Annotated in this window: 12 protein-coding genes; 8 read left to right on the top strand and 4 right to left on the bottom strand. The window is 47.4% G+C overall.

The genetic code is table 11. The annotated features are described in order from the left end of the window. Positions 1 to 183 precede the first annotated feature (183 nt). The 4 genes from RIG68_RS12845 (at position 184) to RIG68_RS12830 (ending at position 4,193) form a co-directional block, all read left to right on the top strand. A complete protein-coding gene (locus RIG68_RS12845) occupies positions 184 to 1,413 on the top strand; it encodes a DUF4249 domain-containing protein (RefSeq protein WP_350122686.1) in 1,230 nt (409 codons plus the stop codon). Between the two features lie 88 nt (positions 1,414 to 1,501). Continuing rightward, entirely contained in the window at positions 1,502 to 2,179 is a 678-nt protein-coding gene (locus RIG68_RS12840) for a M15 family metallopeptidase (protein WP_350122684.1), read from the top strand. 266 nt (positions 2,180 to 2,445) lie between these two features. Further along, positions 2,446 to 2,703, top strand: a complete 258-nt coding sequence (locus tag RIG68_RS12835) for a hypothetical protein (RefSeq protein WP_350122682.1) — start codon at positions 2,446 to 2,448, stop codon at positions 2,701 to 2,703. 173 nt (positions 2,704 to 2,876) lie between these two features. Next, a complete protein-coding gene (locus RIG68_RS12830) occupies positions 2,877 to 4,193 on the top strand; it encodes a hypothetical protein (RefSeq protein WP_350122680.1) in 1,317 nt (438 codons plus the stop codon). Between the two features lie 157 nt (positions 4,194 to 4,350). On the opposite strand, the gene RIG68_RS12825 is transcribed toward RIG68_RS12830, so the two are convergent. Continuing rightward, entirely contained in the window at positions 4,351 to 5,031 is a 681-nt protein-coding gene (locus RIG68_RS12825) for a TVP38/TMEM64 family protein (RefSeq protein WP_350122678.1), read from the bottom strand. Positions 5,032 to 5,101: 70 nt separating this feature from the next. Here RIG68_RS12825 and RIG68_RS12820 point away from each other — a divergent pair, with 70 nt between their 5' ends. Continuing rightward, positions 5,102 to 6,241 carry a cystathionine gamma-synthase gene (locus tag RIG68_RS12820; RefSeq protein WP_350122676.1) on the top strand — a complete coding sequence of 380 codons (1,140 nt, stop codon included), beginning with the start codon at positions 5,102 to 5,104 and terminating at the stop codon, positions 6,239 to 6,241. 51 nt (positions 6,242 to 6,292) lie between these two features. On the opposite strand, the gene arsC is transcribed toward RIG68_RS12820, so the two are convergent. The 3 genes from arsC to RIG68_RS12805 form a co-directional block, all read right to left on the bottom strand. Further along, positions 6,293 to 6,637, bottom strand: a complete 345-nt coding sequence (gene arsC, locus RIG68_RS12815) for an arsenate reductase (glutaredoxin) (protein WP_350122674.1) — start codon at positions 6,635 to 6,637, stop codon at positions 6,293 to 6,295. Positions 6,638 to 6,644: 7 nt separating this feature from the next. Continuing rightward, positions 6,645 to 7,181, bottom strand: a complete 537-nt coding sequence (gene hslV / locus RIG68_RS12810) for an ATP-dependent protease subunit HslV (RefSeq protein ID WP_151999427.1) — start codon at positions 7,179 to 7,181, stop codon at positions 6,645 to 6,647. A gap of 125 nt (positions 7,182 to 7,306) precedes the next feature. Then, on the bottom strand, positions 7,307 to 8,965 hold the full coding sequence (locus tag RIG68_RS12805; RefSeq protein WP_350122672.1) for a pyruvate dehydrogenase complex dihydrolipoamide acetyltransferase: 1,659 nt from the start codon (positions 8,963 to 8,965) through the stop codon (positions 7,307 to 7,309). Positions 8,966 to 9,231: 266 nt separating this feature from the next. Between RIG68_RS12805 and RIG68_RS12800 the strand changes: the two genes are divergently transcribed. From RIG68_RS12800 to RIG68_RS12790, 3 genes are all read left to right on the top strand, one after another. Further along, a complete protein-coding gene (locus RIG68_RS12800; RefSeq protein ID WP_350122670.1) occupies positions 9,232 to 10,227 on the top strand; it encodes a YheT family hydrolase in 996 nt (331 codons plus the stop codon). A gap of 71 nt (positions 10,228 to 10,298) precedes the next feature. Further along, complete coding sequence (locus RIG68_RS12795) at positions 10,299 to 10,997, top strand: SOS response-associated peptidase (protein ID WP_350068745.1); 699 nt, start codon at positions 10,299 to 10,301, stop codon at positions 10,995 to 10,997. A gap of 110 nt (positions 10,998 to 11,107) precedes the next feature. Continuing rightward, complete coding sequence (locus RIG68_RS12790; RefSeq protein WP_350122668.1) at positions 11,108 to 13,156, top strand: OmpA family protein; 2,049 nt, start codon at positions 11,108 to 11,110, stop codon at positions 13,154 to 13,156. The last annotated feature ends 35 nt before the right edge of the window (positions 13,157 to 13,191 follow it).

The raw sequence follows: 13,191 nt of genomic DNA, 5'->3' as shown, positions 1-13,191 counted from the left end.
AATCCAAAATTGTAAAAACCGCCAGTATGATTCAACTGAGCTCTTCCTGCCTGTCGGAAAGCTTTGGCTTTTTCCAGAGAAAACTCAGGCATGCCAAACCTTATAATTCACTCGTCAACTACAGCAATTTCCAACAACCATACTAATTGTTTTAGCTTTCAAAGGTGTTATATTGTCCAATCCATGACTATATTTTTGAAAGCAAAAAAGACATATAAACTACCCTTTGGCGTTGCTTTCCGCAAAAGCATTATTTCGATCTCTATTCTACTTCCAGTTATAGTAAGCTGTACAGATCCATTTAACCCATCTGTCGATACAGAAACAGCAGACCTTTTTGTGGTAGATGGCTTTGTCAATGCTTCAGACTCCACCGCCATTGTCACTCTTTCGCATTCCAGGCCATTGACCTCCCGTGGCGTTTTCATCCCAGAAAAAAACGCCCAGGTGATGATTGAATCCTCCGAGGGAGAAAGTTTCTCCCTGCAGGAACTGGACTCGGGCAAATATGCGCTGCAAAACGTCCCCGTTAACAAAACAGCATCCTACACTTTACGAGTGCAGACAATATCTGGTGTAACCTATACCTCAGAGCCTGTCACGGTGATAAACACTCCCCCAATTGACAGTCTTAGTTATGGTCTCTCGAATGACAAGCTGGGGCTAAGTATAAGGCTGAACACTCACGATGATTCAGGAAATTCCCGATACTATACCTGGGAGTATTCAGAAACTTACGAGTATCGTTCTTATTTCAATTCTGGTTTTACCTTTGAAAACAATCAACCTGAGCAAAGAACTGCTGAAGAGGCAGTCAATATATGCTACCTCACGGTTCCGTCCACCAGAATACTACTGGGCACATCAGCGGCACTTGCCGAAGACGTTATTCAGGGAGAAGAGCTTACTATCATACCAAAATACTCCCCAAAAATATCCGTTCGATATAGCATATTGATCAGGCAACGAGTGCTTAGTGCGAAGGAATATGACTATCTATACCAGCTTAGGCAGGTAACCGAGAGACTAGGCACATTCTTCGATCCTCTGCCAGGCGAGGTAATTGGCAACATAAGCCGGGAAGGTGGAAGTTCGGAAATGATCCTTGGAAATTTCAGCGTAGCAGAAGTATATGAAGAACGCTTTTTCATCACAAAAGGCGAATTGCCTCTCGACCTTCAGGCCTCCCCAATTACCAAAGGATGTCAGTTGGAGTTTACATGCGATATCAGAATACCAAGAACAACCATACAGCCTCCCTGTGTCTTTCTCGAAGACATCAGTGACAATGCCATGATAATAGAGGCTGCTTATGATTTGATGGGCAAGCCCTATGCCTACAGCTTCGCCCTTGAAGAGTGCGGGGACTGTAGAGCGCAAGGCGGTATCACCACCAAACCAAATTTCTGGTAAGCCCCACAATGCGCCGCTCTTAATGGTTAAATCAGCTCGTGTGAAATTGGCCCGTTCAAATCCCGCCTGATGTATTATCTTTAATACTATGAAAAGACTTTTGATCCTCCTCCTGGGAGTCTTATTGGTTCAAACTGCTTTCGCCCAGGAAGCTGACCTCTCCCACCCTTCGCCTAAAAACCCTCCGAAGGAAAAAGGCGATTTTAAAAAAACTGACCTGGTGGAGCTTGTTTCGCTGGATCCCAGCATCAAACTCGACATCCGATACGCCACCGACAACAACCTCGTAGGCCGGCCGGTTTACACCCAGGCCAGGGCCTTTCTCCAACGACCAGCGGCGGAGGCATTGGCTAAAATCAATGCTTCCTTGAAGGAAAAAGGGTTTGGACTGATGGTATTCGATGGCTACCGTCCCTGGAGTGTGACAAAAATATTCTGGGACATCACTCCAGTGGAAGACCGCATCTTCGTAGCCGACCCCAATCTGGGCTCCCGACACAACCGGGGCTGCGCTGTTGACCTGACCATGTATGACCTTGCCACAGGAGAAGAGATAGAAATGACGGGAGTGTATGATGAAATGACAGAGCGCTCTTACCCCGACTACACCGGTGGCACCGATCAGCAGCGCCAAATGAGAGACCTGCTGCGCTCAGCTATGGAAGCAGAGGGCTTTACAGTGTATGAATACGAGTGGTGGCATTTCGATTTCAACGACTGGCGCAGCTATCGGATCACCAATGTGCCGTTCGAAAAGCTAAAGTAAGCATAGCATAGGGGATACCGGCGGCACTGGCTTTACCGCTGACACATACTGTGGCCTGGCCTACCATTGATATTTGCGCCTTATAACATATTCCCGTCATCCTTTGTGCTTTTAAGTTTCGAACAACTAATTTTACACTGTTGTTTCTATACCATCGAAGTGGCTCAGAACAAACGGATTCAATAACTGCCAATCAATTATTAAAGAAACATTTCCTCATTGTGGTTTCTTTGTTCCTGCTGTTATCAACTACGGAATTTCTGTGGATGGAAAACTTGTCTGGAAAAGAAGATTTGTTCGAGGTAGAGTCTGAGTTGGTCAATCAACTTGAGGAAAAGTCAAATGTCTCTTTGCTCAAACTCAAGCTCTTCGACATGGGCGGAGCCAGTACCGCTAGTACACTGCCACCATTCAATTTTGATATTCCCTTTTCTGTTCTGTCAGAACACGCTACAGAATCGGTCCAGGTCGCTCCCGATCAAAGGCTTTACCTTCTCTACTGCCAGCTAAGGCATCACTGCTAATCCTCAAGGCCGCTTTGAATTGCATCGGATACACCTGCCAGTGAGGCGACGCATGTCCGAATTATTCTTCTACCCCACTACTCACCGTACGGGTATCGACAAGCCAGCCGCATCCACAAATACTATTTACTATCACTTATTGACCATCACTCTAGTAATTATCATTCAGGAATATGAAAATCCTCAAAGTTTATAGCAGCACCCTACTCATCATTTTAGGTGCTTTAAGTTTATCGGCGCAAAATCAGCCCGTGTTCTCCAACAACCAGTTGAAGTTCAATATGAATGAAGATGGGAGCCATTACATCCAAATGACTGGCCTGCTGCAAACCTGGTTCAGGGGTACGCAAATGAACCCTGGCACAACCATCAGCGGTTATTCAAAGGACAGCTACACCGACCTGAGCATCAGAAGGCTTCGCTTTCAAACTTATGGCCAGCTAACAGACAGGGTGTTTTTCTACGCTCAATTTGGGCAGAACAATTTCAACTTTCACTCCAATAAGTACGAAGGAGCATTTTTCCACGACGCCATCGGTGAGTTTGCCGTCGTCAGGCAAAAGCTTTCCATTGGCGGCGGGCTGACTGGTTGGAGTGGCCTGGCCCGCTATGCCTCTCCAAGTGTGGCCTCCATTTTGACGTTAGACGCTCCGCTCTACCAGCAGGCTACTAACGGTGTCAATGACCAGTTTCTGCGCAAGCTTAGCCTGTACGCCAAAGGACAGCTGGGAAAATTAGATTATCGTATAGCCCTGTCGCAGCCCATGACAGTTACCGGGGCTACCTCAGCACCCACAGGCACTCGATTTACATTTTCAAATGAGCCCCCAAAAAAGCAATTGCAGGGTTATGTCAAGTACATGTTTCTTGACAGCGAAAGTAACCTAACGCCTTATTCGACTGGCTCCTATCTGGGCAACAAAAGCGTTTTCAATATAGGAGCGGGTGTTATTTTCCAGAAAGATGCCATGTGGGCCCTCAATGGTGCCGGGGCAACAGTTCGCAGCAATATGGCACTATATGGCCTCGACGTTTACTACGACAAACCAATATCTGAAACAGCCGCCATCACAGCTTATGCAGCCCTTACCAACTATGACTTTGGAAGCGGCTACATCAGAAACATAGGCGTAAACAATCCGGCCACGGGCTTAAACGCCCCCAATCCGGGCGGCGCAGGCAACGCTTTTCCAATGGTTGGCACCGGCAACACGGTGTACGCTCAACTGGGGTACCTCTTTGGTCAGAATATGATCACAAAAGGCGGGAAACTACAGCCTTTCGCAGCTGTTCAGCTTTCCAATTACGGCTACACCGCCGACAATGTCAGCATGTTGGAACTGGGCAGCAATTACTTTATTCACGGTTCGCATAGCAACAAAATAAGTGCTGTGTATCAAAGCAGATCAGTATTTGCGGCACAGGGAGGAGAAATCGTAAAAGACGGCAGCAAAGGCATGTTTGTCTTACAATATCAGGTGAGCTTTTAGCATGGCTCCATCAATAAGAGTTGGAACAATTTAGGTTAGGTTGGTACAATGAAGAACCATAGGTTGGTTACTTGATTGTCTTATTTTTCAGTTTACAGTTTACAGTTTGATGAGCGGCGGGCCTTTGGTCCGCCGTTGATTTTTCATAGCTGGCCGGTTAGACTCCGTCCTTGCTTTGAGCACTATTGATTGAACGCTTAAAAACCCACCCCAAGCCAACAAAGCTCACCACAAGTAAGCCGATCCATAACAGCGAGAACAGGCTCCCACTTACCAACGCCTCCATTTGCATCCCCATAGCAACAGCCATCACCGTGCGGGGAAGCATGCCAATCAAACCACCTACCAAAAAAGGTTTTATCCGTATACCTGTGTAGCCAAGCACCACGTTCATGATAGCAAATGGCAGCACTGGCGAAATACGGCACATAATAACCAGCAAAAGGTCGTTCTTCTTCAAGCCATCCAGCAAAGCGGTTGAACGTGGGTAAGCATCAAAAACAGCCTGAACGGCTTTTGCACCAATTAACTGCGACATGGTGTAACCAAGCAGAGACGCCAGCATATAAGCAGGCACAAGCAACCACAAGCTTTCGAAGCCCAGAAAGTAGCCGCTGAGAGCAGCCACAAACGTGGTGGGAGTAAAAGCAAAGGCCATGGTAAAAACAGTCAGCAAAAAGAACCAAGCCCACTCCAGCTGTGTTAGGCCAGTGAGCCATTCAGCATGCTGCCAGCTTTGGTAACCTGAGATGGTGCTAAAAATAAGTGGCATGGCCGCCATCCAAAGAATAAGCACCAGAGAAGCGGGACTGCGGCGAATGATTTCTCGTACAAGCATTTGAAAGAAGCTGACTAAACCTAACTTTGCGGCACAAGTAACCACATAATACCCAAATAATTCACTTTATATGCAATTCGGAACCAAAGCTATTCACGCTGGTGCAGAGCCAGACCCCTCCACAGGAGCTATTATGACTCCCATCTATCAAACCTCCACTTACGTGCAGGAAGCACCGGGAAAAAACAAGGGGTATGAGTACGCCCGCTCTCAGAACCCCACCCGTGAGGCGTTGGAGACAGCCCTTGCTGCTCTGGAAAATGGCAAATTTGGTCTGTGCTTCAGCAGCGGAGTTGCCGCCACCGACGCCGTTATCAAGCTGCTGGCCCCCGGCGATGAGGTGATAGCTGCCAGCGATATGTATGGCGGCACCTACAGGCTGTTTACCAAGGTTTTTGAAAAATTTGGGATCAAGTTTCACTTTGTTGACATGCAGGATGCTGCTAATATCAGCAAATACATCAATGCCAACACAAAGCTGATATGGTTAGAAACGCCTACCAATCCACTGATGAATATCGTGGACATTCAAGCAGTTGCCAACCTGGCCAAAGGTAAAAACATCATCGTGTGCGTGGACAACACCTTTGCTTCTCCCTACCTCCAAAACCCGCTTGACATGGGAGCCGACATAGTGATGCATTCAGCCACCAAATACCTCGGAGGCCACAGCGACGTGATCCACGGCTGCCTGGTTATGAACGACAAAGACCTGAAAGACAAGCTCTACTTTATACAGAAGAGCTGCGGTGCGGTTCCCGGTCCTCAGGATTGCTTCCTGGTGCTGCGTGGCATCAAAACGCTGCATGTACGCATGGAACGCCACAGCGAAAACGGCGAGAAGATTGCCCGCTACCTGAAAAACCACTCAAAAGTGGGCAAAGTATACTGGCCCGGCTTTGAAGACCACCCCGGTCACGCCATTGCCAAAAAGCAAATGCGCAGCTTTGGAGGGATGATCTCTTTTACGCTAAAAGACGAAACAATAGCGGCAGCCAACAAAGTGCTGAGCTCCACTAAACTTTTCTCGCTAGCAGAAAGCCTTGGTGGTGTAGAATCGCTGATCAATCACCCGGCCAGCATGACGCATGCGTCGATTCCCCGTGAAGAAAGAATCAAGAATGGACTAAGCGACTCGCTGATCAGGCTGAGTGTGGGCATTGAGGGTGCAGATGACCTGATCGAAGATTTGAAAAAGGCGATTGGATAAAGAATATTCCGTCGACAGTTAGTGATCGAACTGTCGACGGACATCTTTTACTCAGGCAAGGATCTTCTCCATCTCTTCCTCTCCCCTGCCTATCACAGCCACTCCATCTCTTACGATGATCGGGCGTTCGATAAGAATGGGGTCGTTGACCATAGCGGTGATCCACTGTGCACTTGTCAGCGTCTTGCCTTCATACTTCTCTTTGAACACAGGCTCTTTCTTTCTTACCAAATCTTCGGCTTTGATGCCCAGCTTTTCTACCAGGCTTTTCAGTTCCACTTTAGATGGGCAATTCTGGAGGTATTCCACAATCCTTACCTCCCCTCCTCTTTCGTGTAATATTTTCAGCGCCTCCCGACTGGCGCCACATCTTGGGTTATGGTATATGGTATACATGTGTCTTCTATAATTTCTCTACTATCAAATTGTGGTTGGTGTAAATGCAGATGTCAGCTGCAATATTGAGCGCCTCTCTCACTATCTCTTCGGCTGTCAATTGTGGTGCGTGCTTCTTGAGAGCAATAGCAGCCGCCTGAGCGTACATGCTACCCGAGCCTATGGCGGCCACTCCGTTTTCCGGCTCCAGCACGTCGCCAGTGCCTGACACAACAAGGATTTCCTCTTTGCTGGCAGTGATCAGCATAGCCTCCAGTTTCCTGAGGTACCTGTCAGTTCGCCAGTCTTTAGCCAGCTCAATAGCACCCCGCTTCATATTGCCGCCATAGGCATTCAGCTTTTCCTCAAACCTGTCGAGCAGCGAAAAGGCATCAGCAGTGGAGCCCGCAAAGCCGGTTACCACTTTGCCATCAAGCAATTTTCTGATCTTCTTCACATTGTTTTTCGCTACAGTATTGCCCATGGTAGCTTGCCCGTCGGCCCCTATTGCAATTTCCCCGTTGTGCTGAACCGCCAGCACGGTTGTTGATCTGATTTTTTCCATTGTGTGTATGATAAAGAGAAACCGCTTTTTAGATGTGTTTAGTTTCCCTGATTGGTACAATAACCGAAAAAGCCAGCAAGTATGATACCTGCTGGCTTCGATGTGTCAAAAAGACAGTGTTTTATTTAAACCAACAGCTTGATCGGATCTTCAAGGAACTTCTTCAGCGTCTGCAGGAAGGCAGCACCCATGGCTCCATCCACTGCTCTGTGATCGCAAGTCAACGTCACTTTCATAATATTGCCTGGCACAAGCTGACCATTTTTCACTACGGCAGTCTCCTTAATGCCGCCTACTGCCAGTATACACGACGCCGGGGCATTCAAAATAGCAGTGAACTCATCTACACCGAACATGCCAAGGTTGGAAATACTGAAGGTAGCTCCCTCCCAATCGGTAGGTTGAAGCTTCTTAGCTTTAGCCTTTTGCCCGAATTCCTTTATTTCAGCCGAAATATGCGACAATGACTTATTGTCTGCAAAACGAACAACAGGCATCAGCAGCCCATCGGGCGGGATAGCCATCGCCACTGCCACGTGGATGTGTTTGTTCATCCGTATTTTATCACCTCTCCACGACACGTTTACATCGGGGTGCAATCTCAAAGCCGCCGCTACTGCTTTGACCACCATGTCATTAAACGATATCTTCACCGGCGATATGTCGTTCAGGCTTGTTCTGGCTTCAATCGCCTTGTCCATGTTAATCTCCATGGTCACATAGAAGTGCGGTGCAGTAAATTTGCTGTCAGACACCCCTTTGGCGATAACCTTACGCATTTGCGTTACCGGCACGTCTTCGAAGCTTTCTTCACCCACTATCGATGGCAATACTACTTTGGGCGTCTCCTTGCCTGGTGCAGCAGCCGAAGCTGATGGTTGCGCCGAAGGACTAAAGCTTTCTACGTCTTTTCTCACAATTCTGCCTCCATCGCCCGAGCCAGCAATCTGACGAATATCATATCCTTTATCTTCAGCCATTTTCTTGGCCAGAGGAGAAATTTTTATTCTTCCATTGTCAGACGAATGATCTGCCGTGGCCGCCTGGCTTGGAGCCGCTGGTGCACTTGCAGTACTTGAAGGAGCACTTGCTCCCTGGGGAGCACTTTCCTCAGCCGGAGCCGAACCAGCGCCCGCTTCATGTGCTTTCAGCAATGTTTTGTAATCAGCACCTTTCTCACCAATAATAGCAATAACACCATCCACAGGCACAGAACTACCAGCCTCTACGCCGATATAAAGCAAGGTGCCATCTTCATAAGACTCCAATTCCATTGTGGCCTTGTCAGTTTCCACTTCGGCAATGATGTCTCCTGCCTTTACAGTATCTCCTACTTTGCTCAACCATGAGGCAATAACTCCTTCCGTCATGGTGTCGCTCATTTTTGGCATTGTTACCACCGTTGCCTTAATGCCTGAAGTATCAATTTTTTCTGCGGGTGCGCTGGCAGCTGGTGCCGGGGTGGCACTTTCTGCGGCCTTTTCAGCAGCTCCGTTGCCTGCTCCTCCACTCTTCACATCTTTCAGCAACCCGTCAATATTCTCTCCCTTCTTGCCGATGATGGCAATGATTCCGTCAACAGGGGCGGCTTCTTTCTCCTTTACACCAATATAAAGGAGAGTGCCATCCTCATACGATTCCAGCTCCATTGTTGCCTTGTCGGTTTCTACTTCGGCGAGTATATCACCAGATTTTACTGTATCCCCCACTTTCTTCAGCCATGAAGCGATAACACCCTCTTCCATGGTGTCACTCATTTTTGGCATTCTGATTACTTCAGCCATTCGTTGTCCTTATTTATATCAAAAATAGCGTTATTGAAATTTTAATCACAACTATGCATTATCATGTTGCGACTCGTAAATTTATAAAATTGAGGCTTAGCCATGAACATATTAAATGATATTCGTCGGAAAATGTTTTGGTCGGCCAGCGAATCTACCTCAACATCAATTTACAAACGTGTGCATAGGTTCCCATCTTCCACGATATTAGCAATAACAGCAGCAGTATTCATGATATTTTTGAAAATTTATTGATCCGCCCAGCAATGTCGGTATTTCAGCAGCCCAGCTACAAAGGTTCCCTTCTTTCAATAAATAAACACTTCGAAACGATTTACCCTGCCCTTTTTAGAAAAGTCTCCAATCCCCCTGCCGTGCGAAGGGAAAGGCTGGAAATGAAAGATGGTGACTTTCTTGACATCGATTATGCCATACAGCACACCGTAAATCGCAACAACCGGGTAGTAATTATCACTCACGGGTTAGAAGGCGACAGCAGCAGGCCCTATATTAAAGGGATGACCAAGGCCTTTTATGCCCACGGCTGGGACGTAATGGCATGGAACCTACGAGGCTGTAGCGGTGAGCTCAACAGGCTACCGAGGTTCTACAATAGCGGGGCAACCGAGGACCTGGATGCAGTGGTGGCCGAAGCCGTCAGCAGAGGCTACGCCGAAATTTCACTCGTAGGCTTCAGCCTTGGAGGCAACATAACCGTGAAGTTTCTGGGGGAGTCCTACGCTGACCAATACCCGATTGCATCGTCCGTGGCGTTTTCCGTGCCTCTTGACCTGGAGAGTTGCTCCATTGAAATAGATAAATGGCACAACTACCTCTACACCCGAAGATTCCTGAATACGTTGATTAAGAAAGTGGTTCGAAAAGCCGAAATTTTTCCCAAGTCGTTCAACATTGAGGGCGTCCGAAAAATAAAAAGCATCTTTCAATTCGATGAAATAATTACCGGCCCCCTGCATGGCTACAAAGGCGCTATTGACTACTACACACGGTGCAGCTCAGCCCCGTTTGTGCCAAAAGTAAGCACACCTTTGCTCGTGGTCAATGCGTTAAACGACACTTTTCTTTCCGACAAGTGCTACGAGGAAAGCACCTTCAGCGCCAACCCAAACACTTTATTGCTGAAACCCCGGTATGGCGGGCATTGCGGTTTTGCAGAGTTTCAAAACGGCAGCACTTACTGGTCGGAGCAGGTGGCTACTGAATTTTGCCTGCACCCCGAGCGGTGGCTTCAGGGCAAGTAAATGGCTCACAGTCAGCGTTACGGTCGTATTTTTACGGCAAATTAGATAGCTTTGGGAAAACCAATCATCGAATGAGTTCACGCTATACATTGAGTAAGCCACCGGAAGAAGTTGCCAGGCGATTTAAAGCCGATGTGACAGACTCATATGAGCCAAGGTTTAACATAGCGCCGACGCAGCTCGCACCGGTTATTACCAGCGACTCACCGAAGGGATTTTCGTTTTTTTATTGGGGTCTCATTTCCAAATGGGCCAACAACAAAAGCATCAGTGAGAGGCTTTACATTACAAGAGCAGAGCAAATTCCCGAGAAAGCAAGCGCAAAAACCGCTCTGATGGAGCGCCGGTGTTTGATACCAGCTGATGGGTTTTACGATTGGAAAAAAGTGAGCAAGAAAGGGCAGGTACCCTACTACTTTTTTGAAAAGCAGCATCAACCTTTTGCAATGGCAGGTCTTTGGGAGGAATTTGAAGACGATGAAGGTGAGCAAATGCATTCGTTTACAGTGATCACCTGTGCTGCCAATCAGCTGGTAACGGAAGCCAGTGACCGGATGCCTGTCATGATTGAAAAGTCTCGTGAAAGCACCTGGCTGAACAAAGCTACGCCATTCGAGGAGCTTGTGAGCATGTTAACTCCCTTTCCGGCACTGCAAATGCAGCGCCATCCTGTGTCATCAAGAGTTAATAATATAAAGTATGATGCACCTGATTTGATCTTACCGGCGGCGCCTTCGGATCAGTTCGGCAACTATACACTCTTTGACTAATTGACGATTTATCATTATCCTGAGACAATTTGTATCTTGAACAAGTTCGTATTCATAGCGTTTTGAAGAAGTATCAACCAACCCGGTTTCTATTGTATCTGTATACCAGCATGAAAAATTTGACCTATTTACACTTTCCTTTATTTGCCCTCTTTGTTGTGGGTGTCCTGCTTCCTAATGCAGGATTCTCACAAGGCAAGCACAGCACCTATGTGCGAGCCGAGGATTCCTTTTATGACGAGGAGTTGGAGACCGCCTTTCTGTTATTCAACGAATACCTGGCCGGATCACCCGACGACAGAAAGGCTCAATACTATGCCGAAATTTGCTCACTACTCACCTACTACCCCGCCAAACCACTGGATAAATTTCTTCAGTTCGAAGCGACCCTGGGTACCAGCGATAAATTTTTCTATTACTGGGCGGGAAGAATCTATGCAGCACGGTACGACTATGGTGCGGCCATAGAAGCCTGGCAGAAATTCCTCGACCTGAAGGCCTACAAAAGCAAAGTGATTACTGACGAAGCAAAGGCGTTTATCGACGATGCTATTGTTAAAAAATCCTTTATTGAGCTTCCGTCCACCTATTCAGTGCACCATTTGCCGGCACCTATAAATACGCTCAATTCTGAAGAGAACCCTATCTTGTTTGACAACGAAAGTAAGCTGATGCTTGCGAGCATAGGCAACGATGAGAGTGTCCGCCGAAGAAAGCAAAGGTCAACTATTTACTTTTTTGAGCGGCAGGGGAAAAACAAATGGTCGCCACCAGTGAGCTACCCGGCTTTCAAGGAAATGAAAGGAAACATCGTCAACCTTCAGCTTTTCGACAACGAAACCAAGCTTCTTCTTTACTACGAAGACAAGAAAGGTGATCTGTATCAATCGGAAAAAGTGAATGGTGTTTGGCAAAAACCTAAGCCTTTGGATCAGATAGACCGCACTGGGATGCAGGTCAGCGGGTTTTTCACTTCCAATGGAGAAGTACTGGTTTATACCGCCGAATCAAAAAAGCCCGACAAAGACATCGACCTTTATATGGTAACCAGGCAGGGTGAAGGCCAATGGTCGGCACCTACTGAGCTACAGGAACTCAACTCTCCGTTTGACGAAGACAGCCCTTACATCACACCAGACGGCTCCACCATCTACTTTAGCTCGAGGGGCCACTCAAGTGTTGGCGGCTTTGACATATTCAAATCGGTACGAAACCCTACCACCGGCAGGTGGGGAACTCCGGAGAACATGGGCTATCCCATTAACACACCTGGTGATGAAATTTTCTTCAAGTTCAACAAAGACGGGAAAACTGGTTTTTTCAGTTCCGACAGGGCCGGCACAGTTGGTTTTCTCGATGCCTACCTGTTCGTAGAAGAAATCAAGATTCCGATGAAGGGCAGGGTAATCGCCAGCTCTACAAAGCAGCCTCTGGCAGGGGTGCTGGTGAAAGTAACGCCCGACAACCAGTACCTCAACACACTTTCTGCTGAAAGCAATCAGGATGGGGAGTTTGAGGTCTTGCTTACATCTGGATTTGACCAGGTATTCGACCTGACCTACATGGGGCTGCATGTTAAAACAGAAAGTATTTCAGTGGATCAGACAAGCCCCACGGACACGGTCAACAAAGTTTTTGACGTCGACTTAACCGAAACAATCCTTGCTCAGCAAACGCATCAACAGGGATTCCAGCAAGGCAAATCAACCATTCCAACCAAAACGACTACAAAAGTTGCCAGTGCCGGCACCGAAACCACAGCCCCAATTTCGGAATACACAGAGTTGGGTGACCTGGGAAAGAAATTCAGCAAAGGCAACAAAGCGATTTTGAGCAATATATACTTTGAGCCGGGATCCGATTATATCAGCTCTGCTTATACACCCGAGCTTTTCGCACTTTTCAAGGTAATGAGTGAAAACCCTGAACTGAGAATAGAGATTGGCGGGCACACCGACGCCCTGGAAGAAAAAACCACCTCGCAGAATTTATCGAAACTCAGAGCCAGAGCAGTGGGCAGCTACCTGGCGCAAAGAAGAATATCGGAGGATAGAATTAAAGAAGTGGGCTATGGAGCGACACAACCCCTGGCCTCGAATGACAATGAAAAAGAAGGGCGTGAGCTAAACCGCCGCATCGAAGTCCTTGTTATTGAATAGAACTTAAATTGTTTCGTTTATTATTCTTGTATAAA

Source organism: Imperialibacter sp. (genome assembly GCF_040222385.1).
GTDB lineage: Bacteria > Bacteroidota > Bacteroidia > Cytophagales > Cyclobacteriaceae > Imperialibacter.
Note: the sequence above shows the minus strand (reverse complement) of the source record. Positions and strands in the feature narration are given on the sequence as shown.